Genomic DNA, 14,978 nt, shown 5'->3' on the forward strand with positions numbered 1-14,978 from the left:
AATGAAAAAGATTTTTATAGCATTTTTTGTGTTTTTATTAGGGCTTATAAGTGTGTCAAATTCTGCGCCTTTAGATGAAATTTTCCAAGATGTTAATGTTTCAGGTAGTATGCGTTATCGTTTTGAGCATAATAGCCCAAAAGATAGAGGAAATAATAATTTTAATCAAAGAATTCAAATTCAAATGCATTAACAACTAAGCCTTAAAGACTTAGTTGTTATAAAAGTTTTCCTTTAAGTTTTCTTCCATAGCTTTGATATTTTCTTTTGATTCTTCTTTAGCGTTAAATCCTCCACCAAAAGCTTTCATAACATCTACGATAGAATTTGCAAGCTCATAAGATGAGTTAGTGTAAGAAAGTTTAGCATTTAGGTAATTTCTTTGATCTTGTAAAAAATCAGCTAAATTAATTACACCATTTTCATATCTTAAGGTGGAAATTTCATAAATTTTACTTTGAGCTAGAAATAAATTTTTATAATTTTGCTCATTTTCATAATAGCTTTGGCGGTTAAATAAAGCAAGTCTTATTTCCCCAAAGGCTGTTTTTAAGGTATTTTCATATTGTAAAAATGCTTCATCTTTGGTAAGTTTTGCAATATTAACATTATTCATAATCTCACCCCAATGAAAAATCGGCATTGCAAAATTTCCAGCTACATTCCAAGTATTGCTTCCATGTTTGACTAAAAGATCTAAATCATTACTTTGAAAGCCCAAAAGTCCTGTTAAAGAAAGGTTTGGTAAAAATGCAGTTCTAGCTACTCCAACAAGATAGTTTTTTTCTTCTAAAGTTTTTAAACTAGCTTGCACATCAGGTCTTTGAAGTAAAATTTCACTGCCAATGCCCTCAGGTATGCTAAGTTCGTATTGTCCTATTTTTTTATACTCTATGCTATTATAAAGTATATCATCAATATCATTTGAAGTTAAGATTTTTAAAGCTTTGGTGTTAGCTTCTTTTTGAATTTTGGCATTTGTGAGTAAAACTCTTGAATTTTCAAGCTCAGCTTTAAATTTGTTAAGCTCATACTCACTAATTACTCCAAGTTTAAAATGCTCTAATTTTAATTCATAAGTTTTTTGATAACTTCGGGTTGTTTCTTCTAAAATTTTTACTTGCTCGCTTAAACTTGCTAGGTTAAAATAAGTTTTTACTACATTAGAAATTAAGCTTAATCTCGCACTTTCATAGTCAAATTCACTAGCTTGCAATTTTGCTTTTGAAGCACCATAAGTATCTCTGTATTTGCCCCATAAATCTACTTCATAGCTTAAATTTAAACCCATGTTAAAATCATTACCATAGACAAATTCATTGCTTTTGTTGCTTGGAGCATTAATGCTAGTTTTTCCTCTTGCTCCACTAGCACTCCCATCAAGCTTAGGAAGCAAATCGCTTCTTGCTATACCTAAAGTTTCATAAGCTTTTTGTAAATTCATATATGCAATTTGCAAGTCGTTATTGTTTTTTAAAGCTTGATCGACTAAGGTGTTTAAATAATTATCATCAAAAGCTTTCCACCATTGTTTATTAATGCTAATGTTTTGATCTAAACTTTTAGTGTAATTTACATCTTTGATTTCTAAATTTGGTTTTAAACTACAAGCTGTTATTAAAAAACAACTTGCAAAAATTATTAACTTACGCATTGATTTTACCTCTTTTTTTATCAAGCCATTTATTAAAACTTTCTAGCAAATAGAAAAATAAAGGTACAAAGAAAATGGCTATAGTAGAAGCTGCTATCATACCCCCTATGACACCCGTACCTATTGCATGACGACTAGCGCTTCCTGCTCCATAAGCAAAGTATAAAGGTAAAATACCACAAATAAATGCCAATGAAGTCATTACAATAGGTCTAAATCTTAATTTTGCCGCACTAATAGAAGCTTCAAAAATGCTTTTTCCTTTTTTAAGGTGTTCTTCCATAGCAAACTCAACAATCAAAATGGCATTTTTAGCTGAAAGACCTATTAAAAGTAAAAGCCCTGTTTGAAAATATATATCATTTTCTAAGCCTCTAAGCCATACAAGAAGTAAAGAACCAAACACCGCAAAAGGTACAGCAGTGATTACTGCTAAAGGCATGAGCCATCTTTCATACTGTGCTGCTAGAATTAAAAATACAAATAAAAGTCCTAGTACAAAAGCTACTTGACCTGCACCACTACTTGTAACTTCTTGATAAGCTGAACCTGCCCAAGCAATAGAATAATCCTCTCCTAAAGTTTCTTTAGCAACTTGCGCAATAGCATCGATTGCTTGTCCTGAAGTATAACCAGGAGCAGGATCACCTTGTACTAGTGCTGATGGGAACATATTAAAGCGTTTTACATCATCAGGCCCAACCCCTCTATGAAGTGTTAAAACGCTATCTAAGGCTATCATAGAACCATCTTTTGCCCTAACAAAGATGTTTTTTAAGGCATTTTGTGTATTTCTAAAATCTCCTATGGCGCTAATATTTACACGATAATTTTTCCCAAGCATAGAAAAATCATTCACATAATAAGTTCCTATAGTAGCATTTAGCGTGCTAAATACATCTGCTAAATTTAAACCATAAAGTTTTACCTTATCACGATCAATTTCTAATTTTAATTGTGGAAAATTAGTATCAAGTGTCGTTCTTACATTGTTAAGTTCAGGACGTTTATTTGCTGCTTCAACTAATTTATTTACATCTGCTTGAATTTCATCATAGCTTTTACCACCACGATTTTGTGCATACATTTCAAAACCACCGGTTAAACTTAAACCTTGGATTGGTGGTGGATTAACAAAGAAAGTTTGGAAATTTGGATTTAAGAAATATTGTTTATTATACATTCCTGTTAAATCAAAACTACTAGTATCTCTATTACTCCAATCTTTTAGATTTACAAACATTGCTCCAGCATTTTCTTTTAAAGAGCCTGTAAAAAGATCATAACCTATAAGTCCTACAACATTTGTTATATTTTCATTTTTACGCAATTCTTCTGCCATAGCATCCATGGATTGAGTAGTTCTATTAAGAGAAGATGCTGCTGGTAGATTAACAATAGTTAAAAAATTTCCTTGATCTTCAGCTGGAACAAGTGAGTTTGGTACTAATTTAAATAATCCATATAAACCACCTATTAAAAGAAAAAATATCACAACAAAACGTACAGTTCTTTTAAGTATATAAGCTACACCGGCTCCAAAAACTTCAGTAGACCAATCAAAAATATCATTAAATTTTTTCACAAAATAAAATGGTTCACCCTCGTTTCTTCTTAAAAAGATCGCACACAAAGAAGGAGTTAGAGTTAAAGCTACAAAACCTGAAATTGTAACTGAAATTGCAAGGGTTATAGCAAATTGTCTTTGAATTTCTCCCACAAAGCCAGATATAAATGAAACAGGTATAAATACTGCACAAAGTACAAGAACGATAGATACAACAGGTGCAGCAACTTCATCCATGGCTTTAATAGCTGCTTCTTTTATGCTTATATTTGGATCTTCATGCATGATTCTATCGATATTTTCAACCACAATAATCGCATCATCAACAACAATACCAATGGCCAAAACTAAAGCAAAAAGTGTAAGTAAGTTAATACTAAAGCCTAAGACATATAATCCTGCAAAAGTTCCTAAAATAGAAACAGGCACAGCAATCATAGGTATGATAGTTGAGCGGAAATTTTTTAAGAATAAATACATTACAATCACAACTAAAATAAGTGCTTCAAAAAAAGTTTTTACCACTTCTTTAATAGAAGCTTTAATAAATATAGTTGTATCATAAGGCACTTTATAGGCTAAGCCCTCAGGAAAACTTTTAGAAAGTTCTTCAAATTTTTTCTGTACTAATTCAGCTGTACTTACTGCATTTGCTCCAGTTTGTAAGAAAATCAAAATAGGAGTAGCGTCATTTCCATTTAATCTACCATTGAATGTATATTCTCTTGAGCCCAAAGAAACTTCAGCCACATCTTTAAGTCTTAAAAAAGAACCATCACTATTGGCCCTTATGATAATATCTTCAAATTCTTTGGTATTTTTTAACCTTCCTTGCATAGTTACTGAATACACATAAGGAGATCTTTCTACCACAGGCTCTTGACCTATCTTACCAGTAGCATATTGAGCATTTTGCTCACTAACTGCAGCGATAACATCAGTTGCAGTAACTTGGTATTTATTTAATAAATCAGGATTAAGCCAAATTCTCATAGAATAATTTCTTGAGCCAATAGCCACAGCATTACCCACACCAGGAACCCTAGCAAGATCATCTAAGATATTTAATGCAGCATAGTTATATACTTCAAGTGAATCCATAGAACCATCAGGAGAATACAAAGTAGCAACCTCTAAAATGCTTGAACCAGTTTTTCTTACACTAACACCGGTTTTTTTAACATCTTCAGGTAGTTTTGCCATAGCAGCTGAAATTCTATTATTAACATCAACTGTTGCTTGGTCAGGATCTGTACCTATGTTAAAATACACACTTAAGCTCATATCGCCTGAAGAGCTTGAAGTTGAATCCATATAAATCATATTTTCAACCCCATTGATTGCGTCTTCAAGAGGAATAGCCACTGTTTGAGCCACTGTTTGAGCATCAGCGCCTGAGTAATTTGCACTTACTTTTACAACGGGTGGAGTTAGAGAAGGGTACTGCTCCACAGGTAAAGAATAAAGCCCTATAATCCCTGCTAAAGAAATGATAATAGCTACAACAGAAGCAAATACAGGTCTTTCTATAAAAAATTTAGAAAACATTATTTATTCTCCATTACGCTAACGCTTGCACCAGGTCGGATTTTTTTGAAGTTATTTAAAATCACTTTATCGCCATTTTTTAAGCCCTTATCAATGATTGCTTTATCAGAAGTTTGATAGATAACATTAACAATAGTTTTAACTACTTTTCCATCTACTAAGGTATAAACATAAGTAGCGCTATCATCTTGTAAAAGTGCAGCTTGAGGAATTTCAAAACCATCTTTTTGAACAAAACCACCAACATGAACATTTGCAAAAGAACCAGGCATTAAGCTTGAGTTATTATTATCAAAAATAGCCTTTGCTTTTACTCCACCACTACGAGTGTCTATAACACTATCTATAAAATACAATTTTCCATTGAAAAGCTCACCGCCAACATTAGCTTGCACTTGGATATTTTCTAATTGCCAGTTGCCACTTTGAATATTTTTATTCATATTGATTTTATCTACATCAGAAATATAAAAGTCTGCAAAGATTGGATTAATGTTTGTAATGCGTACAAGCTCGGTTGATGAAGCATTTACATAATCACCCACATCCATTAGCGCATCTCCTAAAACCCCATCAAATGGAGCGCTTACCACGGTGTATTTTAAGTCTAATCTTGCATTAGCAAGCTTTGCTCTAGCACTTTCTAAATTAGCCTTGGTAGAATTAAATTTAGCCAAACTTGCATCAAATTCTTTTTGTGAAATAGCATTTTTTTCTATTAGAATTTGATCTCTTTTGAAATTTTTTTCAGCATCATCAAAATTTGCTCTTGCGACTAAAGCATCTCCATAAGCCATATTTACAGTTGCTTGGTATTTATCAGGCTCTATAAGAAAAAGCTTATCGCCTTTTTTAACAGCTTGGCCACTTTTGAAATATTTTGCTTTGATTTCACCGCTTACTTTAGGCTTGATCACCACATCTAACTCAGTGCTTAATCTTGCAGGATAAGTAAATTCTAAAGGTAAATTAGCACTTTGCATAGTCATAATACTTACAGGTTGAGGAGGGAGTTGTTTAACTTGTGCATTTTTATTATCTGAGCATGCTACAAATATAAGCGAGGCACAAGCTAGAGTTAAAAGTTTTGTTTTCATTGGTTTCCTTAAATTATTTATTTAGCTAAAAAAGTAATTTATATTACAAAATTGTATGATTGTTATTCTATCAATCTTTGGTTAATTAAAATTAACAATTCCTTGAGTAAAAAGCTTAACAACTTTTTTTGCATGATTTTGTTGCTCTTTTTTACTCATTAAAACCTTATTTTCAAAAGTACTTTGTATAAAAAAGGTTCCCCTAAGCATAGCACAAAATGTATAGCTTAAAAATTCAGCATTTTTGGCTAAATTTTCATTATTTTCTTCTTCAAATCTTTTTTGAAGAACATATTCTACTTCTTTTCTATTGCTTCCTTTAAACCACTTCCCAAAATCAAATTTTTCATTATAAATTTCAGAATATAAAAGCCTTACTATAGCTATGGTTTTAGCGTCATTAAAAATTCCCAAATAAGCTTTAGCAAATTGATATAAAAATTCTTCTAAATTAGCATTGGGTGAAAGTTGCATATTTTTTTTCAAAATAGCTAGAAAATGATTTTCTGCAAAATCATTTAAAACCGCTTCAAATAAACCTTCTTTACTTTTAAAATGCTCATATACACAAGAAAATGAACCACCAGCTTGCTTGATAATATCTTTAAGATTAGTTGCTTCGTAGCCGTTTTCTAAAAACGACTCCGCAGCAATTTGTTTGATTTTTTCAAGCCTTGCTTGAGATTTTGAAGAAAGTTTTTTTATCATTGGTGTTTTTTGTGCTCTATAATTGAGTTTTTAGGATAGACAAAATTACTTTCTCTTGTGATTATGATATTTTTATCATCAAGTGCATATGCTTTAATAGTTAAAGGTATTACGGTATCTTTTCTATCATTATCAGCTAGTTTTTTAGTAGCTTTTAGTACAACTATTTGTTTATCTTTTTCTCCAGCTTTTAATTTAAAAGGTTTTTTTGGTCTAATGATTTCTAAACCATCATCAATACCTTGTAATTTCACATCAAAATAATAATCATGTGCTTTATTATCAGTGTTTTGGAATAAAAATACATAAGCATTGCTAATAATTAATTCTCCATCATGTGCTTTTCTAATTTGATAAAGCTCACTAGAGCGATTAATATTTAAAAGCATATTTTCTTTTTTGCTTCCCATTAAAACTAAGGCCGCAAAAACACCACATAAAACTACTAAATATCCGATAGTTCTAAATCTAAAATATTTTACCTTCTCTCTTGTTTCAATAGCTTTTGCACTAGTCCAATTAATCAAACTAGGGCGATCAAATTTAGCTTGAATTTTCGAGCAAGCATCAGCACACTCAAGACAATTAATACACTCAAGTTGCATTCCTTGGCGTATATCTATATGTGTAGGGCAAATTTTTACACAGGCTTCACATCCTATGCATTCACCTTGTGGTGGTTTTTGATAAAGTTTAGTATGCCCATCATAAATCACTCCACCTCTTTTATCATCATAAATGACTTGAACGGTATTATTATCAAACATTACAGATTGAATTCTTGCATAAGGGCATACATAAACACAAAATTTTTCACCCAAATACACTATATCAAAAGTAAAGGCCAAAGAAGCACAAAACAAAATTCCCAAAAGCAATAAATGATCAGCAGGATTTTGAATATATACAAAAAAATCTTCAGGTGGTACAAAATACCATAAAAAAGCACTCATCATTAATAGAGAAAAAAGATAAAAAATCACAATGCTTAAAGCTTTTTTGATAAAAAATCCATCTACTTGTTTTTGTTTGTTTGCTGTGCTTTTGTGTATTTTAAATATTTTTGTTTGCAATAAATCTCTATAAATAACCCTAGCAATGGTTTGAGGACAACTCCATGCACACCAAATTCTTCCTGCTAAGGTAGTAACAAAAAGTATGGTTAAAAACATACCCATAATAAGAAATGGCATTAAATAAAGCTCTTGGGTATCAAAAGCTATAAAAAATAAATTAAGTTTTTTATGATCAAAACTTAATAAAAAGAAATGATTTCCATTGATTTTGATAAAAGGCAAAGCAATGAAAATAACCATGGAAACGATATAAGCTATATATCTTTTCTTAGTATAATTAGTGACACAGGCACTCATTTTGATTTCCTTGTAAAATATTTTTTTTAATTGTAATACTAGAAAAATTAAACCAAACTTTGTCTTAATTAAGAATTTATGTTTAATTTTTATTTATGTAATTATTACAAAAATAAATTTTATTTTCAAGTAAAATTATGGTATAATCAAAACTTTCAAATTTTTAACGAAAGGTGGTGAGGGTCGTGCCAGGAATCAAGGTACATCCTAACGAGTCTTTTGATGAAGCGTATAGAAAATTCAAAAAACAAGTAGATAGAAATCTAGTTGTTACTGAAGTTCGCGCAAGAAGATTTTTTGAGCCTATGACTGAAATTCGCAAAAAACAAAAAATTTCAGCACGCAAAAAAATGCTTAAAAGACTTTATATGCTTAGACGCTACGAGTCAAGACTCTAATACCAAAAAGCCGAATTTTCGGCTTTTCTTCGATTATTTTTTATGTTTCTTTGGATTTTAATCATTCATTTTTTTGGACTTATTTTACCAGGACCTGATTTTTTCTTAGTAAGTTCTTGTGCTTTAAGAGAAGGTATTAAAAGTGCTTTAAAAGCAAGTTTGGGTGTGAGTTTGGCCATGAGTATGTGGATTATACTTTCTATACTCGGTTTGAGTGTGATTTTTCATCAATTTCCATTTTTGCAAATCGTTTTATCAAGTTTTGGAGCTTGCTATCTTTTGTATTTAGCTTATGGGATTTATAAAAATGCAAAAATAGGTAATATAAAAGTTCAAAAAACTCATATATCTACATTTTTAAGTGGCGTTATAACAAATTTATCAAATCCAAAAGTTATTTTTTATTTTGCTAGTGTTTTTGCAAGTTTTGATTTTGCCCAAATGCGATGGATGCTGATAGTATTAGTGTTTGTTTTGATCTTAGAAACTATAATTTACTTTTCTTTGATTTCTTTATTGTTTTCAAAACCTTTCATGATAAGAATTTATCAAAAGAATTTAAAACTTATTGATTATTTAAGTGCTTTTATATTTTTTGCTTTTGCTGTGTTTATTTTAAGTAGTAATTTAATGATTATGATAAATTAAAGCAATTAATTTTTATTAATACTTTTTTTGTTAAAATCTTATTAAGTTAAACTTATAAATTTAGGAAAGATTATGAAACATATAAAAACTATACTTAAGCTTAGTATGATAAGTGGTATTGCTGCTATAAGTGGCGGTGCTTTAAGTGCGTGTAGCAACAATACAAATGATTCTAATAATGCATTAAGCCAAGCAGCAAATACTCAAGGTGCTTTTGTTATCATTGAAGAAACCGCTCCAAATCAATACAAAATCAAAGATCAATTTCCAAGTGATGAAACTAGGGTGGTTTTAAAACAACTTGATGGCACAGAAAGAGTTTTAAGCAAAGAAGAAATGGATAAATTAATCCAAGAAGAAGCTGCTAAAATAGACAATGGTACTTCAAATTTAACAAATCCAAACAATGCTCAAATGAGTAGCGGAGGACTTTCTTTAGGTGAAACATTGCTTGCAAGTGCAGCTGGTGCTATACTTGGTAGCTGGATAGGTTCAAAGCTTTTTAATAATCAAAATTTTGCAAATCAACAAAGAGGAGCATTTTCAAATCAAAGTGCTTATCAAAGAAGTGTAAATAGTTTTAATAAAGCAAGTACAAGTGCTACTTCAAGCTCAAGTGCGAAAAAATCAGGCTTTTTTGGTGGTGGTTCTAAAGCTACTTCAAGTTCTTCTAGCTCTTTTGGCTCTTAAGGGTGTAAAATGAATTTTTTAAAAGTAAATCCTTTAGAAAAATCATATTTAGATCAAATAGGCTTTTCATGGCATACAGATAATGATGGAAGTGATTATTTAGATTCTAATTTAGTTTGTGTTAAAGAAAGTGAAGCAAATGCATATTATGAAGCAGTAAATGAACTTTATGATATGTTTGTGGCTGCTGCGCAAGAAGTGATTGATAATGATCGTTTTGATGAGCTTGGAATTCCTTTTAATTTGGTTGATGCGATTAAGATGAGTTGGGAAAATGATGTGCATTGGCATTTATATGGTAGATTTGACTTAGCAGGTGGACTTGATGGTAAGCCTATAAAGCTAATAGAATTTAATGCTGATACTCCAACATCTTTATTTGAAAGTGCTATTTTACAATGGGCTATTTTAAAGCAAAATAACCTAGATGAAAGCTCGCAATTTAATAATATATATGAAGCCTTAAAAGATAATTTTAAAAGACTTATCACTTTAGAAGAAGATGTAAGTGAGTTTGAAAAATATTATGAAGGTTGGAAGATATTATTTTCTTCAATTGCAGGCAGTGATGAGGATATGATCACAACCAAACTTTTAGCACACATTGCTAGTGAAGCAGGTTTTGAGAGTGAGTTTTCTTATATTGATGAGGTTGAATTTTCGCCCGAAGGTGTTTTTAAAAATGATGTAAATTTTGAGTATTTTTTCAAACTCATTCCTTGGGAGAGTATAGCCATAGAAGAGGGTGAGCTTGCTATGCTTTTAACTCAAATCATGCAAAATCAAAAGGCAATCATTTTAAATCCTGCTTATACTTTACTTTTTCAAAGTAAGGGTATAATGAAAATTTTATGGGAGCTTTATCCAAATCATCCTTTATTGCTTGAAACAAGTGATCAACCTTTAGTGGGTAAAAAATGTGTTAAAAAACCTGTTTTTGGTAGAGAAGGAGCCAATGTTTCTATTATAGAAGCTAATGGAGATGTAAGTTTTGAAACAAAGGGGGATTATCAAAATAATCGCTTTGTATATCAAGAATTTGCTGAGTTTAACAAAAATGAAAATGATTATTATCAAGCAGGAGTTTTCTTTGCTTATGAGGGTTGTGGATTAGGTTTTAGAAAAGGTGGTTTGGTGCTTGATAATTATTCTAAATTTGTAGGACATATAGTAAAAGATTAATGAAAATAGTATGCTTAGATACTGCTACCTTAGGTGGAGCGGATTTAACGGTTTTTGAAAGTCTTGGCGAGTTTGTAAGTTATGACTTAACTTCTAAAGATGAGGTTATTGCAAGAATAGCTAATGCGCAAGTTGTGATGATAAATAAAATCATCATTGATAAAAAAGTGATTGATAGCACCAATCTAAAACTTATTTTACAACTTGGTACAGGGGTAAATAATATAGATGTAGCTTATGCAAATTCTAAAGGTATAGTGGTAAAAAATGCAGCTAGTTATTCTACAAAAAGTGTTTTAAGCCATACATTTGCCTTGCTTTTTGCTTTTTTAAATCAAATTCCATATTATGATAAATGGAGTAAAGAAGGCAAATGGTGTGAGAGTAAAATGTTTTGTGATTTTAGTAAGACTTTGCATACTTTAACTGGTAAAAAACATGGTATTATAGGACTTGGAGCTATAGGTAAGGAAGTAGCTAAGGTTTCTCAAATGTTTGGTTCTAAAATTTGTTATTATTCTACCTCAGGGACTAATAATAATGATGAATATGAAAAAGTAAGCCTTGAAGAGCTTTTAAAAACTTGTGATGTAATTAGCATACATGCGCCTTTGAATGATAAGACAAAAAATTTATTAAGTAAAAAAGAACTAATGCTTTTAAAAGATGAGGCTATCTTGATTAATGTAGGACGTGGTGGAATCATTAATGAAGCAGATTTAGCTCAAGTTATGAATGAAAAAAATATCAAAGTAGGGCTTGATGTACTTGAAATAGAACCTATGATTAAAAATCATCCTTTGTTTGGTATTAAAAATAAAGAAAATTTAATCATCACTCCACATGTTGCATGGGCAAGTGAAGAATCCATACAAAATTTAGTCCAAATTGTATTTAATAATCTTAAGGAGTTTATAGAAAATGGCAAGTGAACATAGTTTTGATATTAGTGGGGAAATTGACAAGCAAGAGTTAAAAAATGCTTTAGAACAAGCTAAAAAAGAGCTTGATAGTAGATATGATTTAAAAGGCATTAAAAGTGAAATAGAGTTAAATGAAAAAGAAAGTGTTTATAAGCTTACTTGCTCTAGTGAAGCAAAGCTTGAAGTGTTAAAAGATATTGTTATTTCAAAGCTTATTAAAAGAGGGATAAACCCTAATGGTATTAAAGAGTTAAGCAGAGAAAGTGGAGCAAATTTTAGACTGAATTTAAAAGTTAATGACGCTATTGATACTGATAGTGCTAAGAAGATTAATAAAGCTATAAAAGATAGCAAGCTAAAGGTAACTTCAAGCATTAGAGGTAATGAAATTCGCGTAGTTGGTAAGCAAATTGATGATTTGCAAAGCGTGATGAAAATAGTAAAAGAACTCAATTTAGAACTTAATCTTAGTTTTAAAAACCTTAAATGAAAACTTTACTTCAAATAGTTTTTTTGTGTTTTGTGTGTGTTTTTTTAAGCTCTTGTGCTTTAAAAAGCAAAACACAAGCACAAAGTACTTATGTTATTTTAAAAACTCCAGAGTTTAAATTTGCTGATTATGGTTTTTTATATGAGGGAAAAAAATTTACAAGTTTAGAGCTTTATAGTGCTTCTAAAGCCTTACTTGAATTAAAAATTAGCGATAAAATTTGTGTTAATGGCATATGCTATGCAAAAACTTTTTTTAATAACAGATTTTTTAATAATGAATATTATGATGATTTTTTACAAGATCTAATCTACAAAAGACCTATTTTTTATGGAAAAAATAAACAAACTACTTCTTGTGGTTTTACTCAAAAGATTGTAAGTAAAAATTATGATATTTTTTATGAGGTTTGTGATAAAAATATGAGTTTTAATGATAAAAAATCCAAAATCAAATTTAGCATAAAGTCAATATAAAGGAAAATATGAAAGATTTAAAACTTTTTCTTAATGATACTTTTAAAAGCAATATTTATAAAAACTTACAATGCAGTGAAGATGAAATTTTAATTTTAAAGCATTTATGCAAAAATTATTTGCAGGCAAATGCAAGTATTAATGCTTATAATCTTCTTAGCGAAGTTTTTAAAAATGATGAGTATGAGTATTTAGATCATTTAAAAGATCTTAAAAATCTTATAGAAAAAGGTTTTATTGTTCAAATTTTTTCTGATTTTAAAGCAAGTAAAAACTCAAGCTTGCTTTTAAATTTGCTACAATGTGAGTTAAGTTTAAGTGAAGTTTTCTTACAAGTTTTAGAAAATAAAACCATACAAGATTATATGCAAGATCAAATTTATGAAGATCATATTGCATATTTAAAAGATGAATTTTTTAAAATCGAGCTTTATCAAAGATTGCGTTTTTTTGCTAAAAGCTCTCAAAGCAAGAATATTAAAAAAGATATAGCTATATTTGAAGTATACATTAAAGAGCGTTTAAAGAAAAGTAAAATTTCTAATGTTTTAGCAGAGATTTTTAAAGAATATGCTTTAAACGATAATGAATGTTTGATATTTATTAGTTTGTTAAAAGAAGAGTATTTGCTAAATACTGAAAATTCTTATAGTAGAGATTTTAATTTTTTGCTTCATTTAATTAGCGAGGATGAGGCTCAAAAGCAAGAAAATAAAGCCTTATTAGAAGAAGATTCTAAGCTACTTGGTTCAAATCTTTTAGAATATGATGAATTTGTTAATTCTTTGGGTGATATAGCTAAGATTTTTTATTTAAGTGATGATATTTTACAAAGAATTATTAATTTTAAAGAACCAAAGAAGAATAAAAAAATTAAACTTCAAAATTTGGTTAAAGAGCAAGATATTTTTGAGCTAATCGAGCCAAATATCAATATAGATGATGTTATTATGCCCCAAAGTACTAAAGATTTGTTAGAAAGTATATTAAAACAACAAGATAAAAAGGTTTTAGAAAGATTAAATAAATGGGGTATAAAAACTAATAAAAATATAGAAGCTAAGATAATTTTCTATGGCCCTGCTGGTACGGGTAAGACTATGAGTGCATTAAGTATGGCAAAAGCTATGAAAAAATCCATTTTGAGTTTTGATTGCTCGAAAATTTTAAGTAAATATGTGGGCGAGAGTGAACAAAATGTAAGAAAGATTTTTGATACTTATAAAGAGCTTTGTCAAACAAGTAAGCAAAGCCCTATTTTACTTTTAAATGAGGCGGATCAGTTTTTAAGTACTAGAGTAGAAAGCAGTGGCGGTGCTGATAAAATGCATAATCAAATGCAAAATATTTTTTTGGAACAAATCGAGCGCTTTAGTGGAGTTATTATAGCAACAACTAATTTTTTAGAAAGTTTAGATGTGGCTTTTTCAAGAAGGTTTGAGTATAAAATAGAATTTAAAAAGCCAAATTACGAACAACGCTTAATGATATGGCAAAAAGCTTTGCCTAAAAATGCTAAATTTGAAGGTAGTTTTGATTTAAAAAAAATAGCCTCATATGAATTAAGTGGAGCTCAAATTGTAATGGTGGTTAAAAATACGGCTTTAAAAGCGGCTATTTCTAAAGATGGTGTTTTTAAAATGAGTGATTTTTTACATACTATAGAAAAAGAAATAGAATCTTCATTTGATAAAAATAAGATAGTTGGCTTTAAAAATTAAAATTCACACAAATTTCACAAGCAAATAATATCATTCTTTCAACTTTTATTTAAAGGAGAAAAAATGAAAATGAAATTAATGTTGGCTAGTTTGGTTTGTGCAAGTTCTATGTTTGCAGATATGATTGTTAGTCCAAGTGCTTTACCTCAAAAGGCTCAAGAGTTTTTAAACACTCATTTTAAAGGCGTAAATGTAGGTTATGTAAAACAAGACGTGGATTCTTACGAAGTAAATTTGGTTGATGGAACAGAAATTGATTTTATCATTAATGGAGACTGGAAAGAAGTTGATGGTAAATACAAAGGCATTCCAACAGGATTTATCCCAAAAGAAGTTGTTGCAAAAGTGCAAGCAGCGCAACCAAATGCAGCTATTGTAGAAGTAGATAAAAGAATTAATGGTTATAAATTCAGAACAAATAATATGATGGAAATTTATACAGATTTTAAAGGTAATATTTTAGGTCAAAAATTTGATGATTAATCACTTAATCCTTTCAACAA

Annotated in this window: 15 protein-coding genes; 10 read left to right on the forward strand and 5 right to left on the reverse strand. The window is 29.9% G+C overall.

The genetic code is table 11. From position 1 onward, the window contains the following. Nucleotide 1: 1 nt before the first annotated feature. Entirely contained in the window at nucleotides 2-193 is a 192-nt protein-coding gene (locus tag L8V77_RS06575) for a mini-MOMP protein (protein ID WP_039627274.1), read from the forward strand. Nucleotides 194-211: 18 nt separating this feature from the next. Here L8V77_RS06575 and L8V77_RS06580 read toward each other — a convergent pair whose 3' ends face one another. From L8V77_RS06580 to ccoG, 5 genes are all read right to left on the reverse strand, one after another. After that, nucleotides 212-1,654, reverse strand: coding sequence for an efflux transporter outer membrane subunit (locus L8V77_RS06580; protein ID WP_263707237.1), 1,443 nt, complete (start codon nucleotides 1,652-1,654; stop codon nucleotides 212-214). Beyond that, entirely contained in the window at nucleotides 1,647-4,769 is a 3,123-nt protein-coding gene (locus L8V77_RS06585) for an efflux RND transporter permease subunit (protein ID WP_263707240.1), read from the reverse strand. Before L8V77_RS06585 ends, L8V77_RS06580 begins: the two co-directional genes overlap by 8 nt. Beyond that, nucleotides 4,769-5,866 (reverse strand): efflux RND transporter periplasmic adaptor subunit, encoded by a 1,098-nt coding sequence (locus tag L8V77_RS06590; RefSeq protein ID WP_263702380.1) that lies wholly within the window; start codon nucleotides 5,864-5,866, stop codon nucleotides 4,769-4,771. The genes L8V77_RS06585 and L8V77_RS06590 overlap by 1 nt, the downstream gene beginning before the upstream one ends. An 81-nt stretch (nucleotides 5,867-5,947) precedes the next feature. After that, nucleotides 5,948-6,574, reverse strand: coding sequence for a TetR/AcrR family transcriptional regulator (locus L8V77_RS06595; RefSeq protein WP_263682807.1), 627 nt, complete (start codon nucleotides 6,572-6,574; stop codon nucleotides 5,948-5,950). Beyond that, complete coding sequence (gene ccoG / locus L8V77_RS06600) at nucleotides 6,571-7,947, reverse strand: cytochrome c oxidase accessory protein CcoG (protein WP_263702379.1); 1,377 nt, start codon at nucleotides 7,945-7,947, stop codon at nucleotides 6,571-6,573. Before ccoG ends, L8V77_RS06595 begins: the two co-directional genes overlap by 4 nt. A gap of 185 nt (nucleotides 7,948-8,132) precedes the next feature. Between ccoG and rpsU the strand changes: the two genes are divergently transcribed. From rpsU to L8V77_RS06645, 9 genes are all read left to right on the forward strand, one after another. Next, the gene (gene rpsU, locus L8V77_RS06605; protein WP_002780697.1) at nucleotides 8,133-8,345 is read left to right on the forward strand and encodes a 30S ribosomal protein S21; all 213 of its coding nucleotides are present in this window, start codon (nucleotides 8,133-8,135) and stop codon (nucleotides 8,343-8,345) included. 42 nt (nucleotides 8,346-8,387) lie between these two features. Then, on the forward strand, nucleotides 8,388-8,993 hold the full coding sequence (locus L8V77_RS06610; RefSeq protein WP_263707241.1) for a LysE family transporter: 606 nt from the start codon (nucleotides 8,388-8,390) through the stop codon (nucleotides 8,991-8,993). 72 nt (nucleotides 8,994-9,065) lie between these two features. Then, nucleotides 9,066-9,683 carry a UPF0323 family lipoprotein gene (locus L8V77_RS06615; protein WP_263707242.1) on the forward strand — a complete coding sequence of 206 codons (618 nt, stop codon included), beginning with the start codon at nucleotides 9,066-9,068 and terminating at the stop codon, nucleotides 9,681-9,683. Between the two features lie 9 nt (nucleotides 9,684-9,692). Beyond that, nucleotides 9,693-10,865 carry a glutathionylspermidine synthase family protein gene (locus tag L8V77_RS06620; RefSeq protein WP_263707243.1) on the forward strand — a complete coding sequence of 391 codons (1,173 nt, stop codon included), beginning with the start codon at nucleotides 9,693-9,695 and terminating at the stop codon, nucleotides 10,863-10,865. Next, nucleotides 10,865-11,797: a D-2-hydroxyacid dehydrogenase gene (locus L8V77_RS06625; protein ID WP_263702377.1), complete on the forward strand. Its 933-nt coding sequence runs from the start codon at nucleotides 10,865-10,867 to the stop codon at nucleotides 11,795-11,797. The genes L8V77_RS06620 and L8V77_RS06625 overlap by 1 nt, the downstream gene beginning before the upstream one ends. After that, the gene (locus tag L8V77_RS06630; protein ID WP_257936082.1) at nucleotides 11,787-12,278 is read left to right on the forward strand and encodes a YajQ family cyclic di-GMP-binding protein; all 492 of its coding nucleotides are present in this window, start codon (nucleotides 11,787-11,789) and stop codon (nucleotides 12,276-12,278) included. The genes L8V77_RS06625 and L8V77_RS06630 overlap by 11 nt, the downstream gene beginning before the upstream one ends. Beyond that, entirely contained in the window at nucleotides 12,275-12,754 is a 480-nt protein-coding gene (locus tag L8V77_RS06635) for a hypothetical protein (protein ID WP_263682800.1), read from the forward strand. Before L8V77_RS06630 ends, L8V77_RS06635 begins: the two co-directional genes overlap by 4 nt. An 8-nt stretch (nucleotides 12,755-12,762) precedes the next feature. Next, the gene (locus tag L8V77_RS06640; protein ID WP_263707244.1) at nucleotides 12,763-14,475 is read left to right on the forward strand and encodes an ATP-binding protein; all 1,713 of its coding nucleotides are present in this window, start codon (nucleotides 12,763-12,765) and stop codon (nucleotides 14,473-14,475) included. A 63-nt stretch (nucleotides 14,476-14,538) separates the two neighbouring features. Beyond that, nucleotides 14,539-14,958: a PepSY-like domain-containing protein gene (locus L8V77_RS06645; RefSeq protein WP_263702374.1), complete on the forward strand. Its 420-nt coding sequence runs from the start codon at nucleotides 14,539-14,541 to the stop codon at nucleotides 14,956-14,958. Nucleotides 14,959-14,978 lie beyond the last annotated feature (20 nt).

This window comes from Campylobacter sp. IFREMER_LSEM_CL2127 (assembly GCF_025771745.1).
Taxonomy (GTDB): Bacteria; Campylobacterota; Campylobacteria; order Campylobacterales; family Campylobacteraceae; genus Campylobacter_D.

Bases quoted from the DNA above. Each gene is read 5' to 3' on its own strand.
- L8V77_RS06575 (WP_039627274.1), top strand. From the start codon at position 2: ATGAAAAAGATTTTTATAGCATTTTTTGTGTTTTTATTAGGGCTTATA.
- L8V77_RS06580 (WP_263707237.1), bottom strand. From the start codon at position 1,654: ATGCGTAAGTTAATAATTTTTGCAAGTTGTTTTTTAATAACAGCTTGT.
- L8V77_RS06585 (WP_263707240.1), bottom strand. From the start codon at position 4,769: ATGTTTTCTAAATTTTTTATAGAAAGACCTGTATTTGCTTCTGTTGTA.
- L8V77_RS06590 (WP_263702380.1), bottom strand. From the start codon at position 5,866: ATGAAAACAAAACTTTTAACTCTAGCTTGTGCCTCGCTTATATTTGTA.
- L8V77_RS06595 (WP_263682807.1), bottom strand. From the start codon at position 6,574: ATGATAAAAAAACTTTCTTCAAAATCTCAAGCAAGGCTTGAAAAAATC.
- ccoG (WP_263702379.1), bottom strand. From the start codon at position 7,947: ATGAGTGCCTGTGTCACTAATTATACTAAGAAAAGATATATAGCTTAT.
- L8V77_RS06610 (WP_263707241.1), top strand. From the start codon at position 8,388: ATGTTTCTTTGGATTTTAATCATTCATTTTTTTGGACTTATTTTACCA.
- L8V77_RS06615 (WP_263707242.1), top strand. From the start codon at position 9,066: ATGAAACATATAAAAACTATACTTAAGCTTAGTATGATAAGTGGTATT.
- L8V77_RS06620 (WP_263707243.1), top strand. From the start codon at position 9,693: ATGAATTTTTTAAAAGTAAATCCTTTAGAAAAATCATATTTAGATCAA.
- L8V77_RS06625 (WP_263702377.1), top strand. From the start codon at position 10,865: ATGAAAATAGTATGCTTAGATACTGCTACCTTAGGTGGAGCGGATTTA.
- L8V77_RS06630 (WP_257936082.1), top strand. From the start codon at position 11,787: ATGGCAAGTGAACATAGTTTTGATATTAGTGGGGAAATTGACAAGCAA.
- L8V77_RS06635 (WP_263682800.1), top strand. From the start codon at position 12,275: ATGAAAACTTTACTTCAAATAGTTTTTTTGTGTTTTGTGTGTGTTTTT.
- L8V77_RS06640 (WP_263707244.1), top strand. From the start codon at position 12,763: ATGAAAGATTTAAAACTTTTTCTTAATGATACTTTTAAAAGCAATATT.
- L8V77_RS06645 (WP_263702374.1), top strand. From the start codon at position 14,539: ATGAAAATGAAATTAATGTTGGCTAGTTTGGTTTGTGCAAGTTCTATG.